This window comes from Ruegeria sp. THAF33 (assembly GCF_009363615.1).
Lineage (GTDB): Bacteria > Pseudomonadota > Alphaproteobacteria > Rhodobacterales > Rhodobacteraceae > Ruegeria.
In genome coordinates this window covers 2,061,606-2,082,309 of record NZ_CP045384.1, presented here as the reverse complement: position 1 = coordinate 2,082,309, position 20,704 = coordinate 2,061,606, and the positions used below count along the sequence as shown (strand labels likewise).

General features: G+C 57.9%; 20 protein-coding genes. 12 read left to right on the top strand and 8 right to left on the bottom strand.

Annotated elements, in window-relative coordinates:
* A complete protein-coding gene (locus FIU92_RS10415; RefSeq protein WP_152458507.1) occupies positions 1–684 on the bottom strand; it encodes an SDR family NAD(P)-dependent oxidoreductase in 684 nt (227 codons plus the stop codon).
* Positions 685–687: 3 nt separating this feature from the next.
* Complete coding sequence (locus FIU92_RS10410) at positions 688–1,356, bottom strand: cupin domain-containing protein (RefSeq protein ID WP_152458506.1); 669 nt, start codon at positions 1,354–1,356, stop codon at positions 688–690.
* Positions 1,357–1,959: 603 nt separating this feature from the next.
* On the opposite strand from FIU92_RS10410, the gene FIU92_RS10405 reads away from it, so the two are divergent.
* The 4 genes from FIU92_RS10405 to FIU92_RS10390 all read left to right on the top strand — a co-directional run bounded on the left by FIU92_RS10405 (position 1,960) and on the right by FIU92_RS10390 (position 6,643).
* Positions 1,960–2,910 carry a glycine betaine ABC transporter substrate-binding protein gene (locus tag FIU92_RS10405; protein ID WP_152458505.1) on the top strand — a complete coding sequence of 317 codons (951 nt, stop codon included), beginning with the start codon at positions 1,960–1,962 and terminating at the stop codon, positions 2,908–2,910.
* Positions 2,911–2,988: 78 nt separating this feature from the next.
* The gene (locus FIU92_RS10400; protein WP_152458504.1) at positions 2,989–4,026 is read left to right on the top strand and encodes a glycine betaine/L-proline ABC transporter ATP-binding protein; all 1,038 of its coding nucleotides are present in this window, start codon (positions 2,989–2,991) and stop codon (positions 4,024–4,026) included.
* A complete protein-coding gene (locus FIU92_RS10395) occupies positions 4,019–5,608 on the top strand; it encodes a proline/glycine betaine ABC transporter permease (RefSeq protein WP_152458503.1) in 1,590 nt (529 codons plus the stop codon). The genes FIU92_RS10400 and FIU92_RS10395 overlap by 8 nt, the downstream gene beginning before the upstream one ends.
* Positions 5,609–5,662: 54 nt before the next feature.
* Positions 5,663–6,643 carry an arginase family protein gene (locus FIU92_RS10390; protein ID WP_152458502.1) on the top strand — a complete coding sequence of 327 codons (981 nt, stop codon included), beginning with the start codon at positions 5,663–5,665 and terminating at the stop codon, positions 6,641–6,643.
* On the opposite strand, the gene FIU92_RS10385 is transcribed toward FIU92_RS10390, so the two are convergent.
* Together FIU92_RS10385 and FIU92_RS10380 are read right to left on the bottom strand one after the other, a co-directional pair.
* Positions 6,640–7,608, bottom strand: a complete 969-nt coding sequence (locus tag FIU92_RS10385; protein WP_152458501.1) for an agmatinase — start codon at positions 7,606–7,608, stop codon at positions 6,640–6,642. The genes FIU92_RS10390 and FIU92_RS10385 overlap by 4 nt on opposite strands.
* A 73-nt stretch (positions 7,609–7,681) precedes the next feature.
* Positions 7,682–9,202, bottom strand: a complete 1,521-nt coding sequence (locus FIU92_RS10380; protein ID WP_152458500.1) for a trimethylamine methyltransferase family protein — start codon at positions 9,200–9,202, stop codon at positions 7,682–7,684.
* 181 nt (positions 9,203–9,383) lie between these two features.
* Between FIU92_RS10380 and FIU92_RS10375 the strand changes: the two genes are divergently transcribed.
* The 5 genes from FIU92_RS10375 (at position 9,384) to FIU92_RS10355 (ending at position 16,375) form a co-directional block, all read left to right on the top strand.
* On the top strand, positions 9,384–11,819 hold the full coding sequence (locus tag FIU92_RS10375) for an FAD-dependent oxidoreductase (RefSeq protein ID WP_152458499.1): 2,436 nt from the start codon (positions 9,384–9,386) through the stop codon (positions 11,817–11,819).
* A gap of 90 nt (positions 11,820–11,909) precedes the next feature.
* Positions 11,910–12,881 carry a LysR family transcriptional regulator gene (locus FIU92_RS10370; protein ID WP_152458498.1) on the top strand — a complete coding sequence of 324 codons (972 nt, stop codon included), beginning with the start codon at positions 11,910–11,912 and terminating at the stop codon, positions 12,879–12,881.
* 222 nt (positions 12,882–13,103) lie between these two features.
* Positions 13,104–13,712, top strand: coding sequence for a carboxymuconolactone decarboxylase family protein (locus tag FIU92_RS10365; RefSeq protein ID WP_152458497.1), 609 nt, complete (start codon positions 13,104–13,106; stop codon positions 13,710–13,712).
* Between the two features lie 261 nt (positions 13,713–13,973).
* Positions 13,974–14,897 carry a polyphosphate kinase 2 gene (ppk2, locus tag FIU92_RS10360; protein ID WP_152458496.1) on the top strand — a complete coding sequence of 308 codons (924 nt, stop codon included), beginning with the start codon at positions 13,974–13,976 and terminating at the stop codon, positions 14,895–14,897.
* A 107-nt stretch (positions 14,898–15,004) separates the two neighbouring features.
* Complete coding sequence (locus FIU92_RS10355; protein WP_152458495.1) at positions 15,005–16,375, top strand: MATE family efflux transporter; 1,371 nt, start codon at positions 15,005–15,007, stop codon at positions 16,373–16,375.
* Here the strand turns inward: FIU92_RS10355 and FIU92_RS10350 are convergent.
* A complete protein-coding gene (locus FIU92_RS10350) occupies positions 16,372–16,773 on the bottom strand; it encodes a hypothetical protein (RefSeq protein ID WP_152458494.1) in 402 nt (133 codons plus the stop codon). The two genes, FIU92_RS10355 and FIU92_RS10350, sit on opposite strands and share 4 nt — an antisense overlap.
* Before the next feature lie 2 nt (positions 16,774–16,775).
* Positions 16,776–17,978, bottom strand: coding sequence for a pyridoxal phosphate-dependent aminotransferase (locus FIU92_RS10345; protein ID WP_152458493.1), 1,203 nt, complete (start codon positions 17,976–17,978; stop codon positions 16,776–16,778).
* A gap of 92 nt (positions 17,979–18,070) precedes the next feature.
* Between FIU92_RS10345 and FIU92_RS10340 the strand changes: the two genes are divergently transcribed.
* The 3 genes from FIU92_RS10340 (at position 18,071) to FIU92_RS10330 (ending at position 19,293) form a co-directional block, all read left to right on the top strand.
* Positions 18,071–18,463, top strand: coding sequence for a helix-turn-helix domain-containing protein (locus tag FIU92_RS10340; protein WP_152458492.1), 393 nt, complete (start codon positions 18,071–18,073; stop codon positions 18,461–18,463).
* Between the two features lie 29 nt (positions 18,464–18,492).
* Entirely contained in the window at positions 18,493–18,717 is a 225-nt protein-coding gene (locus FIU92_RS10335) for a succinate dehydrogenase assembly factor 2 (protein ID WP_152459888.1), read from the top strand.
* Positions 18,718–18,795: 78 nt separating this feature from the next.
* Entirely contained in the window at positions 18,796–19,293 is a 498-nt protein-coding gene (locus tag FIU92_RS10330; protein WP_371419714.1) for a MarR family winged helix-turn-helix transcriptional regulator, read from the top strand.
* A gap of 117 nt (positions 19,294–19,410) precedes the next feature.
* Here the strand turns inward: FIU92_RS10330 and FIU92_RS10325 are convergent, their stop codons facing one another.
* Positions 19,411–20,112, bottom strand: a complete 702-nt coding sequence (locus FIU92_RS10325) for a DUF1194 domain-containing protein (protein WP_152458491.1) — start codon at positions 20,110–20,112, stop codon at positions 19,411–19,413.
* Positions 20,109–20,537, bottom strand: coding sequence for a VOC family protein (locus FIU92_RS10320; protein ID WP_152458490.1), 429 nt, complete (start codon positions 20,535–20,537; stop codon positions 20,109–20,111). The genes FIU92_RS10325 and FIU92_RS10320 overlap by 4 nt, the downstream gene beginning before the upstream one ends.
* Positions 20,538–20,704 lie beyond the last annotated feature (167 nt).

Here is a 20,704-nt window from a genome sequence, read left to right as displayed (position 1 = left end):
TCAGAACCCCTCAGTTGAAGGACGCAGGTCCAGCTCTTGGGTCCAAGTCGACCTGGATTGTTGCGCCAGTTGCCAATACACCTCGGCAATATCTTCGGGCTTCATCATTTTGGCTGGGTCCAGACTGTGCCGGTCGCGCGACCGGGCCGTGTCGATTATGCCGTCCAGTATGACATGCGTGATATGCACGCCCGCCGGTTGAAACTCTCGTGCAAGCGATTGTGTCAGCCCGCGCAGGGCAAACTTGGCCGAAGCAAATGCTGAAAACTGTGCACCACCGCGCAGAGAGGCGGTTGCACCCGACACGATCAAGGTTCCGCCACCGCCACGGACCATCGGCTGCATCACCGATTGCGCCAGCACGATCAGCGTTTGCACCATCGACGTCCAGCTGCGCTGGTAATCGTTGAGCGTTGTTTTCAGGAAGGGTGAGATCACCAGTTCTGCGGTGTTGTGCACCACGATCTTGGGCGGCCCGAAAGTGGCAATCAAATCGGCTATGACCGGTGCCGTTTCGTCGGGGTCGGACAGATCGACCTGATGAAAGGAACCGATTGGGTTGTCGGGTTGGGTTCGGCCCAGACCCACGGTCACCATGCCTTCGGCCTGGAAACGCGACACCAACGCCTGGCCAAGCCCAGCCCCCGCTCCGGCGACGAGCGCCAAGGGTTTTTGTTCAGACATCGGTTACACCGCCGGCGGTTGGGCGTAAGGCAGGTGGCCAGTCTTCATCCAGATTTTGGCCCCGTCCGCCCCCGCAACGGCCGTCAGGCTGTGGCCTTCAGGCAGGCGCAGCCAATCGTTTTTGACCAGTTGTTCCCCGCCTTCGGTGACCGACCCGTCGATGATCAGAACCTCGATCCCGCCAGGGGCGTCCGAGCGCAGCGTCGCGCCTGCGTCCAGATCGGAGTAGGTCACTATCTCGCGCGCATCCTCATGCAGGACTGCGTTGGCGATGCCGTTCGCGGGTGCGCGCAGCTCATCCACCATATTTTTGCGAAACTGGGTTCGGTCGTTCATGTCGAACTGCCAGAGCTTGACGAAGATCGTGCATCCCGGTTCCGACCCCGGTGTGTGTTGCGAGGTTGGCGGATTGCGCACATAGGTCCCCGCCGGATAGTCGCCGTGTTCATCCTGAAATACACCGTCAAGGACAATGAATTCCTCGCCGCCGGTATGGGTGTGGGCAGAGAAATGACTGCCCGGCGCATAACGCACGATAGTGGTGGCCCGTGCGACCTCGCCTCCGATCCGGTCCAACATCCTGCGATCCACACCCTTCATAGGAGAGGCCTGCCATTCCAGCTGGTCTGAGTGAACGACAACGCGGTCAGAGAAGTCCGAATTGATTTCCATGGGGTCAGGTCTCTTCCTTGGTTACGACGCATGATATTATCTACTAGTAGGTAGGTAAGCGCCAGCTGCAAAACTAGAATACTCGACACGTTTCACAGAGTGTTGAACGGTTTCTTGTCAGGGGGGCTTGGTCGTACGGTTAGGTGGCGCAACCGCCACGGAGAGGTTTCACGCCTCGTTTTGAGGGCGGGGCGTGCGCGACACGCTATATCAGGTACAGCAATATCTGCTTGATATCAATTGCTTCCTGCAAAAGGAAAGCTTCAAAAGCCGTTTTAAAACTGGCTGTGGTTTTCGCGCGAGGCAATTCAGTGCTCATGAAAACAGCGGATATCTTCCGTTTCGGAGGTTTCGGAAGTACCGCATTGAATTGCAAGAAGTCAAAACAAACTTACGATAATATCGCATTCATGAGGTAGAAAGACGTAACCCTTGATGGGCAACGCATCCGCATGCTTCACTTTCGAGGCTATGTCAGCATTTGATTTGGCTGGCCCCAAAAAACCGAAAGGCACTACCTTTCCACACCAAAAACCTGAGCGCACCGCCGCCCGAGAGGGTGAGAAAAACAAGCGCGGAAGCTACCCAACACGGAGATATCAGATGAAAAAAATTGCAACGCTACTTGGAAGCGCGTCTTTCGCGATTGCCGGGCCGGCCATGGCCGCGGATATCGTGATCGGTGTGCCCAACTGGGCCTCGGTGAACGCCACGGCACATATTCTTGAGGTCGTGATCGAAGAAAACCTCGGCTTGGACGTGGAATTGCAAAACGGCACCAACCCGATTGTCTTCGAGGCGATGGACAGCGGTTCGATGCATGTCCATCCGGAAGTGTGGATGCCCAATCAGCAGAACCTGCACGATACCTATGTCAAGGAAAACGGCACCGTCGTCATGAACCAAAACCCGGTTCAGGCCGAACAGGGCATGTGCGTGCCGACCTATATCGCGGAACAATATGACATCAAATCGATCGATGACCTGAGCGACCCCGACAAGGTTGCGATCTTTGATACTGATGGCAACGGAACACCCGAGGTATGGATCGGTGCGCCGGGTTGGGCGTCGACCGTTGTCGAGAAGATCCGGGCCAAGTCCTATGGCTATGACCAGATCTTCGAGCTGACGGAATACGAAGAAACCATTGCCTATGCCAATCTGGCAAATGCAACCAAAGCGGGCGACCCGTGGATCGGGTTTTGCTACAGCCCCCACTATATCTTCGTGACACAGGATCTGACGGTTCTGGAAGAACCGCCTCATGATCCGGCCACCTGGACAATCGTTCAGCCCACGGATGATCCGGATTGGTTGTCCAAGTCCGAGGCGTCCTCGGCCTGGAACGGAGCAACGCTTCACTTGCACTACGCCAAGGAACTGGAAGAGAGCTATCCCGAAGTGGCCGCCCTGTTCAGCAACTACCAGATGACAGGCGACGATCTTAGCGCGATGGGTAAGGCGCTGGCCGTCGACAACATCGAAGCTGCGGATTTCGCCAAGGAATGGGTGGCTGCGAATGAAGACACCGTCATCGGCTGGCTGACCAACTAAATCACCACTCTTCGGGCCGTCGCGCAAAACCGCGGCGGCCTTTTTCTGTCGGGCAGGGCATCGCCCTGTGGGGGATAAATGGACGAACCTGTCGTAAAATTAGAAAACGTTTGGAAGATCTTCGGCTCGCGTGCGGAAGAGGCAATGGAAGCGGTCAGAAACGAAGGCATAGGCAAGCCGGAGGTTCTGGAGCGGTTCAACTGTGTTGTCGGCGTTCAGGGCGCCACGTTCGAAGTGCCGAGGGGTGAGATTTTCTGTATCATGGGGCTGTCCGGCTCGGGCAAGTCCACATTGGTGCGACATGTGAATCGATTGATCGAACCCACGGCGGGTCGGATCGAGATTCTGGGTCACGACGTTTCGAAACTGTCGGAATCCGAGTTGCGCCGCATTCGCGCCCAGCAAATCGGGATGGTCTTTCAGCACATGGCGCTGATGCCGCATCGTTCCGTACGCGATAATGTGGCCTATCCGTTGGAGATCCGAAAGGTGTCCAAGTCTAAGCGCTGGGCCGTCTCGGATCACGCGCTGAGCCTGGTGAATCTGACAGGTTACGAGGACCGCCTGCCCAAAGAGCTTTCGGGCGGGATGCAGCAACGCGTGGGGATCGCGCGGGCGCTGGCCTCGGACCCGGAAATCCTGTTGATGGATGAACCATTTTCTGCCCTGGATCCGCTGATCCGCCTGCAGTTGCAGGACCAGTTCAAAGCACTTGTGGCGCAGCTCAAAAAAACCACTCTGTTCATCACCCACGATCTGGACGAAGCCATTCGGATCGGCCACCGGATTGCGATCATGAAGGATGGCGTCATCGTACAGATCGGAACCCCCGAAGACATCGTCATGAACCCGTCCGACGATTACGTGCGCGAATTCGTTCAGGGCATCTCAAAACTCAAACTGGTCAAGGCGCATTCCATCATGGAGCCGGTGGACAGTTACTCAGGGCCACTTGACGGTGCGCCCCGAGCCGACGAGGGCGCGGATCTGGATCAATTGATCGACCTGGCCGTGAATTCTGATCTGCCGGTCGTCATCACGGATGCGGGTATCGATGTGGGTGTCGTGACCAAGCCGCGCCTGTTGCGCGGTATCCAGGGGGGCAAAAATGACTGATGCTGCAACAGAGATGAAAGTAACCGCCGCCTCTGATATCGAGGTCGATCGCGAGGCCTTGGACCTTTCCATCAAAGAGTTCGCGGGTCCGAACGGTGACTACTATGTCAATGCGTTCCACAAGATTCATGATGCGACCAGCGCGATTCCAAACACGTTCAACAAGTGGGCCGCGGTGCTGGGGCCATTCTGGTCTGCGTCACGCGCCATTTGGGGCATGTTCTGGACCTTTCTGATCCTTGAGATCATCGCGTGGGTCCAGATCGGCAGGGGCGCGTGGGGCAATCCCGGCGCGGATTTCGCCGAGCGCGCTGCGCGTCAGCAGGAACGTGCGGCCGAACTGTTGGCGCGCGCAGCGGATGCCACGGAACAGGCCGACATCGACCGTTTCACCAAACTGGCCGAGAACATACAGAAAGCAGCGGCCACAAGTCTGGAAAGGGCTGCCGCTGCGCAGTCTGAGGCGGCAGGAATCCTGATTACCGGGTTGTTGATGTTGCTGGTGTTCAAGTTGGTTCAAGGGTTCTATGCCGACCGCGTCTACGAAAAACAGTATTCGAACTGGCGCATCGATCCCGACAGCACTGAAAGTGGGCGTTCGACCCGTAACATCGTCATGGGCGCGATCCTTGTTGCGGCAATCGGACCATTGATTGTGTACAAGTTCACAGTGAACGCATCTCTTCCATTGTTGGACGCGTTCCCGGAACAGCAAGTGTCTGCGATGTTTCTTGGGGAAGGCAACGGCACGCTGTTCTCGAGCCTGGCAAACTGGATGGAGGCCAGGATTGATGCGGCCGCTGCGGCGGGCGGCGATATCTTTGACGGGATCGTGGCGGGCGTGCGTTCGGTGCTTGATGCGCTGACAATTGCACTGATCGGGTCGCCCTGGCCGGTGGTCATGCTGGTCATCTGTGTGACGGCCTGGCGTGCGGCGGGACCAAGGGTTGCCATCTTCACCGCGTCTTCCCTGGCCTATATCGCGTTGCTGGGGTATTGGGACGTGGCGATGGAAACGGTTGCTCTGGTCGGTGCGGCGGTGTTGCTGTGCGTCGTCTTCGGCATTCCGCTGGGTATCTGGTTCGGAAAGTCGCAGCGCGCTTATCGCGCGGCGGAACCGGTTCTGGACCTGATGCAGACGCTTCCCGCCTTCGTCTACCTGATCCCGATCATCGCCTTCTTCGGCACCGGCAACCCGCCGGGGATTCTGGCCACCATCATCTTTGGCATGCCGCCGGTGATCCGCCTGACGGCACTGGGAATGCGGGGGGTGCCTGAAAGCATCAAAGAAGCTGCCGTCGCCTTTGGCGCGTCGAAATGGCAATTGTTGAAGGATGTTGAAATCCCGCTGGCGCTGCCATCGATCATGACCGGTGTGAACCAGACGATCCTGATGTGCCTGTCCATGGTCGTGATCATCTCACTGATCGGCGGGGGCGGTTTGGGCAAGGAAATCCTCGAGGCGCTGCAATACGCGGCCAAGGGGCCGGGCCTGCTGGGGGGCTTTGCGATCCTGTTCCTTGCCATGGTCATGGACCGGATCGTGCAGGGCGCGTTCCGACGAGAAGACGAAAAACTCTGAACGCAAACGCCCCCGGTTCTGATCGGGGGCGCTTTTCTTTGATCCGAGGAAATCATGACCGACCCGTATGAACAATCGATGATGGACAACCTGTATTGGTGGGGCGTGCCCACACTGTTCCGGTGTCCCAATGTCGGGCCCGAAGGGCAGGATATCGCACTGGCGGGCGTGCCGCATTCGACGGGCAACGGCACGACCGAAAGGGACCAGCACCTGGGACCACGCGCGTTGCGGCATGTCTCGGCCGTACAACGCAGGGTGCATTCGGTCTTTGAAATTGATCCTTGGCAGAGTGCGCGGATCGCCGATGTTGGTGATGTGCCTTTTCCAAAGGCCAACGACAACGAAGACTGCATCGAACGCATCACTGAATTCTATAAGACCATAGACGCGGCCGGAGCGCGCCCCGTTTCCGTCGGAGGTGACCATTCCATCACCGGTGGCATTGTTCAGGCCCTGGGTGGCGGCAAGCTTGCAGGCGGGCAGCCGGTCAGCTTTCTGCATCTGGACGCGCATACGGATGTCTTCACCAAGGTTGATCACTTTCTTGGTGCCAAGAAATCAGCGGCTCACTGGGGGGCCTATCTGGCCGATCAGGGGCAGGTGGATCCAACCCGGTCGATGCAGATCGGTCTGCGGGGGCATCCACGCAGCCTGGACTGGCTGCAACCGTCTTATGACTACGGGTACAATATCGTCACAATGCGAGAGTTCCGACAGCGCGGGTTGGCCGATGTGGTCGCGCAGACCAAAGAGGTTTTGGGTGACCGCCCGGTTTACATCACCTTCGATCTGGACTGTCTGGACCCAACCGTCGCGCCGGCCGTGTCCAATCTGGAACCGGGTGAGAAGGGGTTTGACATCGATGAGGCGGTCGGCATCCTGCGCGCGGCGCGCGGATTGAACATCATCGGCGGCGATGTGGTCTGCATGATGCCCACCAAGGACAGCCCCAACAACATCACCGCGCTGACGGCGGCGGCCGTGATGTTCGAGATGATTTCGATGATCGCCGAGAACGTCGCGCGGGCCTAGCGCCGCGCGTCGATCGCCTGTGCCAGAACGCAAAGCAACTCGAACATCAGCGAGATGCCAAGCCACGCCGTTCCACCTTGGGGGTCGAATGGCGGTGACACTTCGACAAGATCGGCGCCGACAAGGTTCAGCCCGGACATCCTGCGAATGACCTGTTGGGCCTGAAAGCTGTTGGGCCCGCCGATTTCGGGTGTGCCGGTTCCTGGGGCGTAAGTTGGATCAACAAAGTCGATGTCATAGGTGCAATAGGTCGGCCGCATGCCAACGATATCGCGTACCTCGGTCATGACATCGTCGATGCCGCGGTCGAACAGCTCTTCGATGCGGATGATGCGGATGCCCTGCGCCTCGCCCCATTCGATATCTTCAGTGTTGTAGGCCGTGCCGCGAATCCCGACTTGTACAAAACGCTTCGGGTCCACCAACCCTTCCTCGACCGCGCGGCGGAACGGGGTGCCGTGGGTGAATTTGTGACCTCCGAAATAAGTGTCGAACAAGTCCGTGTGACTGTCGAACTGGATCAGGCCAACCGGACCCGAAGCGGCCAGGGCTCGCAGGACGGGCAGGGTGGTCAGGTGATCTCCTCCGGCGGTCAATGGTGTGATGTTGCGGCTTCGAAGATCAGTGTAGAAACGCGTGACCCGATCCAGCGTGTCTTCTATGTCGACGGGGTTGGGGGCGACGTCTCCTAGATCTGCGCAGTTCACCATTGAAAACGGTGCCACACCCGTAACCGGGTTCATCGCCCTGATCATGGTGGAATAATCTCTTAATTGCCGCGGACCATGCCGGGCGCCGGGGCGATTGGTGGTTCCGCCGTCCCAAGGGATACCGACGATGCCCAGTTCGACCTCCGAGATCCGTTCGTGCGCCAGATCCAGCATGGGCAGGCGCATGAATGCGGGAATGCCGGCAAATCGGGCCAGTTCCATGGCGGACACCGGTTGAAAAAATGAATCGGCCATGATGCCCCATCCTCTGCAAGTTTCCTCAGTGACCCTAACGGTTCAGGACCGGGCTGGAAATGCCCGCCGCTCTTCAAGACAGGATATGAAAACGCTGGCGGATTTCGGCGTCTTGTTCAGGGGTGAGGTATTTGGGGTAATGCGTGCTCAACACCTCTTGAGCGACGCGCCGTGCGGATGACCACGCATCCATCGCACCATCGGTTTGCCAGGTGCGGGGCTCCTGACGATCGGCGAGTTTCGGATAGAAATAGTCTCGTTCCATGGCTTCATAGGTTTGCTCGCTGCCCAGAAAATGCCCATCGCCCAGAACCGAATGGCATATAGCGTCAAAGCCAAGATTCGCTTCGGTGACCTCGATCCCGCGCAAGACACGATAGGTGTGCGAGTGCATTTCGTTGTCCAGAACGAAGGCCTCGAAGCTGACCCCGAGCAGAGATGCCGTCATCCCCGAGCTTTCATAGATCAGATTGCCTCCTGCCAGCGCCGCCGCCAGCGAAGTGATGCCTTTTTCAGCCCCATGCTGGGCGTCGATGGCCTTGGCATCGGCCATCGAGGCGGCCACACCCGACGGCAAACCCAGCCAGTTCGTGATTTGCGCCGACGCCGCATTCAGGATTGCGGTCTCGCCGCTGCCCCCTGCGAAAGAGCCGGTCCTGAGATCCACGATGAAAGGCCAGTTGGAAAAGACCATCGGAAAGCCGGGTTTGATCGCATTGACCATCACGAGACTGGCCAGCGTTTCGGCCAGTGACTGCGCCAGAAATCCGGCCAGAGTTGCCGGGGCGGTTGCGCCCGCCTGCGCGGCCGTGATGCAGGACATCGGTATGTTATGGGAGATGCATTCATAAACCACATCCACGGCATCCTCGCCGTATCGCATTGGCGAAATGATCGGACTTATATGCGCTTTCAGGAAGGGGCGTTTGGCGAATTCCCCGACCCCTCCGGCGACGATGTCCAGCATCTCGACGATCGGGCCGACATGTTCCGCCAACGTGAAAGACGTTGCCATTGGCTTGGTTGTGTTGCGTACTAAAGCATAAACGGTGTTCACGTCCAGATCGAACACATCCGGGACGTCGGTTGCCACGCAGCACCGGGTGAACCAACTGACGTTGGCCAGCGTGTCCTGTAGCCGGGTGAAATCATGCAGATCGGCCAGGGTGGAGGGGCGATAAAGCCCACTGTTGATATCAAGGGTCTGAACCGCAGCACCGCCGGTGCCAAAATACACGCGGTCGCCACCAACTTCGATGGATCGTTTTTCATCCCGGCCATGAAAGGTAAAGCTCTTCGCGGCCGAGGCGATGGCCTGTTCGACCATTGAACGGGGAAAAACCAGCCGGTTCTGTTCCCTATCCTGAGCACCCGCCGCCCTGAGGTCGAAGGCCAGCCTGTCCGGCACGTCTCCCATCCCCAGCTCTTCCAGCAAACGCAGCGCCGTGTCATAGATTTTCTCGATTTCCGATAGGCTCAAGGGCTTGAATGCCCCGCCTTTCTGACCGGGCGGGCAAGGATCAATGACGGGTTTGGCCGCACGCTGTGCATGCCGTGCTTTGCGTCCGCTTCGTTTGATGATGTCGGATGGCATGTGTTTTCGTCACCTTGCGATTTCCTGCACCGTAGGACCCAAGTTGTCCCGGTATCAAAGAAGAAGTGCCGTTTTCAGAATCCGAAATCGCGGTTTCGATTTTCCGGCACCCGCATCTGCCCTGTTGTCTGCCCATCCCGTTATTCAGCAAGACTGGTGCCGAAGTTGAAGGAGCAATGCCATGAAGTCGCGTACCAGAGCCGTTGTGATAGGGGGCGGGATCGCCGGATGTTCGACGCTCTACCACCTGACCCGGGAAGGGTGGACCGATGTGGTTTTGGTCGAACGGAATGAACTGACCTCGGGCACGACATGGCATTCGGCGGCGCAGGTCACCAATTTCGGCATGAACCAGACGATGGTCGGCCTGAAATCTCATTCGATCCGTCTGTACAAGGAACTGGCCGACGATCCGGATTACCCTATCAATTATCACCACGCAGACGGTGGCATCCGTCTGGCGAACACCGAAGGGCAGATGCAGGGCTATCGTCACTTTGCGTCCATGGCGCGGGGGATGGACGTGCATTTCGAGGTGATAGACGCGGATGAATGTGCCCGGAGACACCCGTTGATTTCGACCGACAATCTCATCGGTGGGCTTTGGGATCCGCTGGACGGAGACATCGATCCGGCGCAATTGTGCCAGGCCCTTGCGCGCCGGGCACGCAAGGCGGGCGCCGAGGTGTATCGAAATACGCCGGTGACCGCGCTGACACAGCACAACGATGACACCTGGACCGTGCATACCGAGCACGGGGATATCGACTGTGATGTCGTCGTCAACGCCTGCGGCTACAGGGTCAACGAAGTCGGCGCCATGATGGGTGTTCATCATCCCGTGTCGTCCATGGAACATCAGTATTTCCTGACCGAAGAAATCGAGGCCATCCGGGATGCCGGACACCGGATGCCGCTGCTGCGCTGCCCGATCAGCGACTATTATTGCCGACACGAAAAGAACGGGCTGCTACTCGGGTTCTACGAGCAGGGATGTAAGACCTGGGGTATGGACGGGATCGATCCGAACTTCGTGAACGCTTTGTGCCCGGATGATCTGGACCGTGTGACCGATGTGCTGGAAGGGGCCTTCGCGCGCATGCCTGCCTTGATGGAGGTTGGTATTCACACCGTGGTCAACGGGCCAATCACCTACACAATTGACGGGGCGCCTCTGGTCGGTCCGATCCCGGGAAAACGCAACGCGTTTTGTATCATTGGCCTGCGGGCCGGGCTGGGTGAAGGTGGCGGTCACGGATGGTTGCTGGCACAGCAGATCGTGCATGGCGAGGCATGCTATGACACGTGGTGCCTCGATCCCCGAAGGTTCGCCGGACATGCAAATGTGGAACTCACGGCACTAAAGGCGATTGAAGATTACCAGAACGAATTCAGGTTCCACTTTCCGCATGAACATCGCCCTGCGGGCCGACCCGCCAAGACGACCCCTCTGACGCCTGTTCTGGCATCCGAAGGGGCCGAGTTCACTGTGGTCAACGGGTGGGAGAGGGTGGACTATATCAAACCCGATCCCGGATTTTCGCCGACGCTTGGTTTCGATTTTGACGAAACCTTCGACTTGGTAGCTGCCGAAGTCGAAAGTATTCGAACCGGCGTCGGGCTTGCAGAGGTCAACGGGTTCAACCGCATCGAGATCACAGGATCCGACAGGCACGCATTTCTGGACCGGTTGTTTTGTGGATTGGTCTCTCGGCGTGACGGGCGTGTCGGGTTGGGATACCTGTTGAACGACCACGGTATGATCAAGGCAGAAGCGACGATTGCTAATCTGCCCGCCAGCGACCGGGGACCGGCCCGCGTTTGGTATGGCTCTGCCGCAGCGAGCGAATTTCACGACATGGATTGGTTGCGGCAGCATCTGCGCAGCAATGAAGACGTTCAGTTGCGCAGCCTGACGAACGATCAGACCATTCTGGTTCTGGCCGGCCCGAAGTCGCGTTCTGTCTTGTCAGCCTGCGCCAGAGGAGATTGGTCGGCAGATGCGTTCCCTTGGCTCAGTGTGCGCGAGTGCTTTGTTGGTATTGCTTCTGCAACGGTTATGAACCTCAGTTTCTCGGGCGAGTTGGCCTATGAAATCCATGTTCCCAACGCCTCGCTCTATGCGGCCTATCTTGCCTTGCGCGAGGCGGGCGAAACGCACGGGCTGAAACTGTTCGGTGCCAGGGCTGTCGAGTCCATGCGCATGGAGAAGAGTTTTTTGCATTGGAAAGCCGATCTGATCACGGAATTTGATCCCTTTGAAACCGGTCTGGATCGGTTCGTCCGGTTGGACAAGGGCGCATTCGTGGGGCGTGATGCCTTGTTGAAACGAAAGTCAGAAGGACCACGGCGCAAGCTGGTCCCTCTACGCATTGAGTCAACTCTCGGTCCGGCGCATCCTGGGGCTTCTCTGATGCAGGATGATTCTGTCGTTGGTACTGTCACGTCGGGCGAATGGGGGCATCGCACGGAAATGAACCTGGCGCATGCCTTCGTTCATCCGTCTCTGGCAGAGGTTGGCCGCGAAATGGAATTGGATAGCTGCGGGAAACGGATTGGTGCGACGGTTATCAGCCCAAGCCCGTACGACCCGGATTTTGTGCGGATGAAAGCCTAGAATCGACCGTTTCGATCAACTTCTTCATTGCCGCATGGGCAAAACTTTGCTTCACTAGTTTCGAACAAATCGAAACAATGGTCGGTTGCCGTGTCCAAATCTCTGAGTCTTCGATGGCTGGAAGTGTTTCAGTTGATCGCCAAATCCGGATCGATTCAGCAAGTCGCATCAGAAACAGACTTGTCGATCAGCACGGTTTCGAACCACCTGCGCAGCCTCGAACGCGCGTTGGGAATTGAATTGGTCGACCATGGGCGCCGCCCGATGGGCCTGACGCCGGCGGGCGAGGTGTTTGCCCGCTATGTGCGTGAGGGTCTGACTGTGTTGAAACGCGGTGAGGCCGAGATACGAACGGGAAACTGGCAGCATGCGACTGATCTGCGGCTGGCTTTGATCGATGATTTCGACAACCAGATCGCGCCCGACCTTGTTCGTTTTCTGGCGCAGGCTCTGCCGCGGTGCAATTTCCGCCATTTCACGCGCCCGAGCCACGAAATTCTTGCCAAACTTCAGGAACACAAGCTTGACGTGGGCGTCGCCACACGACCGCTGGGCCGTACCGAGGGGCTGATCGAATACCCGTTGATGAGAGATCCCTTCATCGTCGTGGTTCCCAACAAGTTCGAAGGGTCCCCGGACGAGCTGTTCAACCCGGATGCCGACCTGCCATTGTTGAGGTATTCGCGTGACTATGTGATCGGCAAGCAGATTGAAACGCAGTTGGCCCGGAGCAAATACAGCCTGCCCAACCGGTTTGAGCTGGAGTGTAATCAATCCATCATCGGCTTGGTTGCGCAGGGCAGCGGGTGGGCAATCACGACCGCCGCGTGTTTCCACCGAACGCAGAGGTTTCACAACAGCGTAAAGGCTATGCCATTTCCCGGTAGCAACTTCGTTCGCACAGTGTCGCTGTTTACAACTGAAGTATACCCAGCAACGACGTCGGTGCTGATCCAGAAGGCCATGAGCAAATTGATACGTCAGCATTTCACAAGACCGATGTGTGCCCGGCACAATTGGCTGAAGAATGAGTTCCGCACCATGGAGATCGAGGGTGTCTAGCCCAATCTGACCGGGGTGCCGAACGGCTGATGGTTTAGGGCGGATGCTCGCAGGGCTTAAATTGGACATGCCGTGTTGGTGCTTGGGGAAACCGGGCCGACGTTCGAATTGCGGTTTGTGCTGGTCCGGGTTCTTTCTAACGGGGTGTCGAATTCGTCTCGCCTCGGGCTCAAAGCGCTTCTAGTCTCTGAAGGACAGGCAATCACGTCAACAGGAAGCCAAATGAGCTGGATCAGAACCATCCCATTCGAGCAGGCCACAGGCAGGCTGAAGAAACTCTATGACCGCGTCACGGGCCCGGGCAACAATGTGGACAATATCATGATGGCGCATTCGTTGCGTCCGCATTCGATGGAAGGGCACATGGCGATCTACAAGGCGGTGCTGCATCACTCGGGCAACAAGATACCGAAATGGTTTCTCGAGGTGCAGGGCGTGTGGGTCAGCTCTCTGAACCGATGCGGGTATTGCGTCGAACACCATTTCGCAGGGTTGCAGCGGTTGCTGGCCAACGAAGAACGGGGAAACGCGATCCGGGCGGCGATCGAAGCCCGCGATCCGGCCGCCGCGCCATTGGATGCAGCGCAGGTGGCGGCCATGGCCTATGCGCGCAAGCTGACCGAGGATCCGGGCGATCTGGTCGAAGCGGATGTGACGGCGCTGCGCACGGCAGGGTGGGATGATGGAGAAATCCTCGAGATCAATCAGGTCTGTTCTTACTTCTCTTATGCGAACCGCACGGTTCTGGGGCTGGGATGTTCGACGGAAGGCGACGAATTGGGTCTGTCGCCCAACAACTCTGACAACCCTGACGATTGGGGGCATAGATGAAGCGTGAAACAAGGGGATCAGCGATCCGGTGCGCCAAACGGGCGCCAGCCTTGGCCATGTTGGCCGAGGTCGATTAGACGATCCTATTGAGGATTCAGGCAATGGCCGCTCGGGCACAGCTTGAAAAACGGCGTTTGTATCGGAACCTTGCATCCAGTGCGGAATTCATGGGTTTTTGAGGCATCAATTTGACCCCAATCAAAGCGCATCCTTGGCCTTTCTGCTAGCTCCTTTCCGGGACAACAGAAAAGGAAAGATTTCATGGAAGCCATTGCTCGGGTCGAAACAAATTCAACTCAGGTCAAGACCGGGCCGACGCCGGTTGCAGACGTCGCAGAGCCCAGCCCTGAAAAGATCCGGCAGGCGTTTGAAAGCGGCAAGTACCCCTATGGCCGCAAGATGGCGCGGTCGGTGTACGAAGAACAGAAGGCCAAGCTTCAGGCAGAGTTGCTGAAGGTTCAGTTGTGGGCGCAGGAAACCGGGCAGCGTTTCGTTCTGCTGTTCGAAGGGCGCGATGCTGCCGGCAAGGGCGGTACGATAAAGCGCTTCATGGAGCACCTCAATCCGCGTCAGGCCCGAGTCGTGGCCTTGAATAAACCCACTTGGGAAGAAAAGGGGCAGTGGTATTACCAGCGCTATATTCAGGAACTGCCAACAGTTGGCGAAATGGTGTTCTACGACCGGTCCTGGTACAACCGCGCCGGTGTCGAGCGGGTGATGGGCTTCTGCTCTCCCAATGAATATCTGGAATTCATGCGGCAGACGCCAGAGTTGGAGCGGATGCTGGTACGTTCGGGCATCCAGCTTTACAAATACTGGTTCTCGGTCACGCAGGAAGAACAGCAGCGTCGTTTCAAAAGTCGCGAGACGGATCCTCTGAAACAGTGGAAATTGTCACCGATTGACAAGGCCAGCCTCAGCAAGTGGGACGATTATACCGAAGCTAAAGAGGCCATGTTCTTTTACACCGATACCGCGGACGCACCGTGGACGATCATCAAGTCGAATGACAAGAAACGCGCGCGGCTGAATTGTATGCGCCATTTCCTGTCGACGCTGGACTATCCGGGCAAGGATCACGACATTGTGGGTGAGCCCGATCCGTTGATCGTGGGGCAGGCGCATCACGTGATTCACCGCTCCGAGCATATTCTGGGTACAGCACTGCATCCGGACGCTCGTTAATCACGCCGGTGCCCGCCTGGACTGCGCAAGCGAGCACCGAAGTATCATGTTGACATTTTAGCGATCATCTCTTGTCTCGCGCCAAGCCCGCGCATATGGCTGGGGCAATGACAAAAGTGATGACATATCCGGCCCACTTTCGGGCAATTGCCGTGCTTGGCCTGCCGTTGATCGGTGGCCATCTGGCGCAGTTTGCCATCGGCCTGACCGACACGATCATGCTGGGCTGGTACGGGGTCGAGGCGCTGGCGGCGGTTACCCTGGCCAGCAGCTATTATTTCGTTCTGTTTTTGTTTGGTGCGGGGTTTGGCTGGGCCGTCATGCCGATGGTTGCCACCGCCGCGGCAGAAGGGGACGAAACCAGCATTCGCCGCTCGACCCGCATGGGGCTGTGGTTGTCACTGCTATACGCTGCGGTGGTCATGCCGTTGTTGTGGTGGTCCTATCCGATCCTGATCGCCATGAAACAAGAGCCGCATATCGCTGAAACCGCGTCGGAATATTTGCGCATTGCCGGTTGGGGGTTGTTTCCGGCGCTCATCGTGATGGTGTTGAAGTCCTACCTTGCGGCTCTGGAGCGAACTCAGATCGTGCTGTGGATCACGGTTACGGCGGCGGTTGTGAACGGGCTTACCAACTATGCGCTGATTTTTGGCAACTGGGGCGCGCCGGAACTGGGCGTGATGGGCGCTGCGATCGCTTCGATTGCGACGCAGGTCGTTTCACTGGTCGCGGTTGTCGTCTATGTGGTCCGGACCTTGCCGGAACACAGCCTCTTCCAACGCTTCTGGCGTCCGGATTGGGAAATGTTCATCAGCGTTTGGAAACTGGGCGTGCCCATTGGCCTGACCACCCTGGCCGAGGTGTCGCTGTTTGCAACATCCGCCGTGATGATGGGCTGGCTGGGTCAGGTCCCGCTGGCCGCGCACGGGATCGCCCTGAATCTGGCGTCGGCCACATTCATGGTGCACCTGGGGCTGTCAAATGCGGCCACCATCCGGGCCGGCAACGCGTTGGGCCGCCGGGACAAAGCGCATCTGGAAAAAGGTGCGATTGCCGTGACGGGCATGTCGCTGGTCATGTCCGTCGTGACCGTCATCCTGTTCCTGACATATGCCGAGCCGCTGATTTCCCTGTTCATGGAGGCCGATGATCCGCAGCGCGGACAAATTCTGGCAATCGGGACAGGATTGCTGGCCATGGCTGCCCTGTTCCAACTGGTCGACGGGGCGCAGGTGATTGCGCTGGGACTGCTGCGTGGTTTGCAGGATGCCAAGATACCGATGGTTATGGCGGCGCTCAGCTATTGGGTGGTGGGAATTCCGGCGTCCTACTATTTCGGCTTCGTCCGTCAGATGGATGGCATCGGTGTCTGGCTGGGGCTGGTGCTTGGCCTGGCTTTCGCGGCGGTGCTGCTGATGGCCCGGTTCTGGATGCATTCGGTGCGGCAGATGCAGGCGCCGGCAGAACCTGCCTAGTCTTTGCTCAACCGGTAGGCCTTTTTCCGAACCAGAACCGTGCGCAGATCGTGCATCGCCATCAGCAACCTGTCGGTTACATCCTCAAGCTGTTCGTCGCTTGCCTTGGACTGCGCCCATTGCGTTGTCAGATTCAGATAGTCGACAGCGCGGTGAATGTCGTCGATGTCGCGCTGGGCCAGTACGGCCCGGCGCTCGTCCATCCATTGGGCGATCTCTGCCTGATCCCGTTCGGACAAAACCCGTTGGCCGTGCGGCTTGACCTCACCGTTGCGGATGTTGATGACGGCGATCTGGTCCATCTCGATCCGGCGCTGGCGGTTTTCCGTATCGATCCGAAACACCGCGGCCCCGTTTTCACGGATGCGAAAATAATATTCGGGCAGGTCGGCAGACATGTTTACCTCAGAGACGCACAAAAGCGCTGTATGCGAGCGCAGGCTTCGGTCAGGGCTGCATCGGACGTCGCATAGCTGACCCGGAAGTTGGGTGACAGGCCGAAGGCCGCGCCGAACACGACGGCGACATCCGCCTCTTCCAGCAGGGCCGTGGCAAAGGCTTCATCGTTTTCGATGACGGTTCCGGCGGGTGTCGTTTTGCCAATCAGCCCGGCGATCGAGGGGTAGACATAAAACGCGCCCTCGGGTGTCGGGCAGGTTATGCCGTCAATCTCGTCCAACATGCGCACCACCAGATCACGGCGGCGTTTGAACGTTTCATTGTTCGGAGCCAGAAAATCCTGTGTTCCGTTCAGCGCTTCCACCGCCGCCCACTGGCTGATCGAGCAGGGGTTCGAGGTGGATTGCGACTGGATCTTGCGCATCGCCGAGATGAGTTCGACCGGACCGGCCGCATAACCGATGCGCCAGCCGGTCATGGCGTAGGCTTTCGAAACACCGTTGCAGGTGAGCGTCCTGTCATACAGGCCGGGCTCCACCTCGGCAGGCGTGCAGAATTCAAACCCGTCATAGGCCAGGTGTTCATACATGTCGTCCGACAGGATCCAGACATGCGGATGGCGCATCAGAACATCGGTGAGGGCCCTGAGCTCATCCCGGCTGTACCCTGCGCCTGTCGGGTTCGAGGGCGAGTTGAAGATGAACCACTTTGTCCTTGGGGTGATGGCGGCTTCCAGTTGTTCTGCCGTCAGCTTGAAGCTGTTGGCCAGCGTCGTTTCAACAACAACCGGCGTTCCACCTGCCAGCAAAACCATATCGGGGTAGCTTACCCAATATGGCGCGGGGATGATCACCTCGTCACCGTCATTCATTGTTGCCATCAAGGCGTTGTACAGCGTCTGCTTTCCGCCCGTTCCAACCGAGATCTGCGCGGGCGTGTAGTCCAGCCCGTGATCGCGCTTCATCTTGGCGCAAACCGCCTGCTTCAGTTCCGGAATGCCGTCCGGTGCGGTGTACTTGGTTTTTCCGGCTGCAATCGCTGCAACGGCGGCGTCCTTGATGTTTTGCGGGGTGTCGAAATCCGGCTCACCCGCGCTCAGGCCGATCACGTCGCGCCCGGCGGCTTTCAACTCGGCGGCCTTGGCTGTCATGGCGATCGTGGGCGATGGTTTAACGCGTGACAGTGTCGCAGACAGGAAACTCATGGATGGCCTCGGTTTGTATGTTCAACCCGACTGTCATAGGGTGCGCCGGAATGACGATCAAGCCGAATGGACAATGTGAATTGGAGACCCCGATGAATGATGAAAAAGACTGGTATGGACCTGAGTCTGCGACATTCGGGGACCGTCTGGCAGGCGCGCGCGAAGCGGCCGGAATGACCCAGGCAGAGCTGGCGCGCCGCCTTGGCGTCAAGAAGACGACGATTGTCGATTGGGAAAACGATCTGTCCGAACCGCGTGCGAACCGGTTGTCGATGATGGCGGGGCTGGTCAATGTCTCGATCATGTGGCTGCTGACCGGTGAGGGCGAAGGGATGGATGCCCCGGTGGAAGAGGGCGAAGGTGGAATGGAACTGTCGACCGCGGTGGCTGAACTGCGCGCCATCCGAGGAGAGATGCGGGTTTGCGCTGAACGTGCGGCGCGTCTGGAAAAGAAAATGCGTCTGATGCTGGAGCAGAAGAATTGAGTGAACCCCGGGACGTACGCATCAAGCGAATGAAAATGCGATCCATGCGGCGCGGGATCAAAGAGATGGACATCATCCTGTCCGCTTATGCCGATCGCAACCTGGCAGATATGGATGCGGCCGGGCTGGATGTCTTTGACGCGCTGCTGCACGAAAACGATCAGGACCTTTATCAATGGGTCACAGGTCAGGTGCAGCCGCCGGAGCAGTTTGCCAGTTTGATTTCAAACATCGCGCAGACCTTTCAGAAATAAGAAAAAAACCGGCTTAACCGATTTTTCGGACTTTCAGGTCATCGTGTCTCAAACAGCACGACTGAATCGGAGGGTCGGATGAGTATGGAAATGCAGGTCTCCGGGCTGGAAGCCAAGGGGTTCATGACCAGCTATCTTGAGGCGCTGGCCCTGGTGGAGCGGCTGCACCGGTTGCTGCTGGATGTCATCAAGGATGAATTCGAGCGCGTCGGCGTGCTGGAAATCAACGCGGTTCAGGCGTTGCTGCTGTTCAATATCGGCGATCACGAAGTGACGGCGGGCGAGCTGAAAAGCCGCGGCTACTATCAGGGCAGCAATGTCAGCTACAACCTCAAGAAACTGGTTGAGATGGGGTATATGCACCACCAGAGATGCGAGATTGACCGCCGCTCTGTCCGCGTGCGTCTGACACCACGAGGCAGTGAAATCCGCAATATCGTGTCCGACCTGTTTGCGCGTCACGCCGAAGGATTGCAAAGCAGAGGCGTGTTGGAGTTGGAAGGTATCGAAGACATCACCACGTCGCTGCGCCGCGTGGAGCGATATTGGACCGACCAGATCCGATACATCTACTGACCGCGGCTGTGCGTCGCGCAGAACCAAACCCGTCCTGCAATGATGCACAGGCCTGGCGGCCTTGTTCAAATGCTGGTCCAGAGAACAGGCCCGTAAATGCAGCGCTCAGGCGCGGACTTATTGCGGGTTTTCATCAAGCGCACCAATCTGCAAACCGCTCAATTCCCGTTTCAGCTTTTTCCGCATGGCCCGTTCGAAATCTTCGAACCCCTGAGCGACTTCCAAAAAGGCACCGGGACCATGCAGGACGTTGTTTTCAAAAAACGGGATCAGAAAAAGTTCGCCTTCAAAATCCGCCGCGTTGATCACGAGGCCATTGACCACCACATTCTGGAACGCGAAGTGACGATAGGCTATTTGCGGCCCATAGCCATCGTTGTTTGAACCATCTCCGGACAGGTCAATCGTTTGAAACAAGCAGTCGGGTGCCTGGTTCATCAAGGTAGACCCGTAAGCCAGGGCATAGCCCATGGCGGTCGCTGATCCGGAATCTGATCTCACAGAGGCACTTATCTGACCGGAGGCGAAAAGCAGGTCGGCAACATCTTCTATCAGCAACCAATTCAAAATGACGTGCTGGGTGGACCGACCGCTCCATTCGTAAACAGCCAAAGCAACCGGCATAGGAGAGGAAAAAAAGGCCTCCTGCACTTCGGGTGCGATCAGCGCAGCGGCCAAACCCTGCCGTTGCAGCACGTCCTCGGCCTCATCGACCGAAACCGAAATGTCCATGGCCAGTGCAAGGGCCAGACGACACGTCTCGGCCTTGATCGGGCTGGCCAGCACGGCCAACCCAAGTGTTATGGCCCACCGGATCACCAGTGGCCAACGCTTTCCATGCTGGCCCAGGGTTCCTTCGGCTCCAGAGCATCGCCGTTCTGCAAAAGCTCGATCGAGATATTGTCGGGTGAGCGTACAAAGGCCATGCGACCGTCACGCGGAGGGCGATTGATCGTGACGCCATTGTCCTGAAGGTGCTGGCAAACCTCGTAGATATTGTCGACGCCGTATGCGAGGTGACCGAAATGGCGGCTGTCGCTGGGAAGGCCATCATCACCGTCCCAGTTGTAGGTCAGCTCGATGGGCGCATCCTCCTGCTCCGGAGGGGCCATGAAAATCAGCGAAAACCGCCCGGCTTCGCTGTCATAGCGGCGCGTTTCCTTCAGGCCCAGAAGCTTGTAAAACGCCATGGATTTTTCCAGATCCTTCACGCGGACCATGGTGTGAAGATATTTCAGCGCCATTTTGCTCATCCTTTTCGACTCAGTTTGCAAAGAGCTTAGCGCGCCGACCTAGGGTGTCGAGACCGCTGGGTCTGGCGAACTGAATTTTGCGTGGGTTGCGGCATATATCGCGGTTTCGATGTTGCATCTGGCGAGATATAGTAGGGGGCGACTCATTGCCAGAAAGG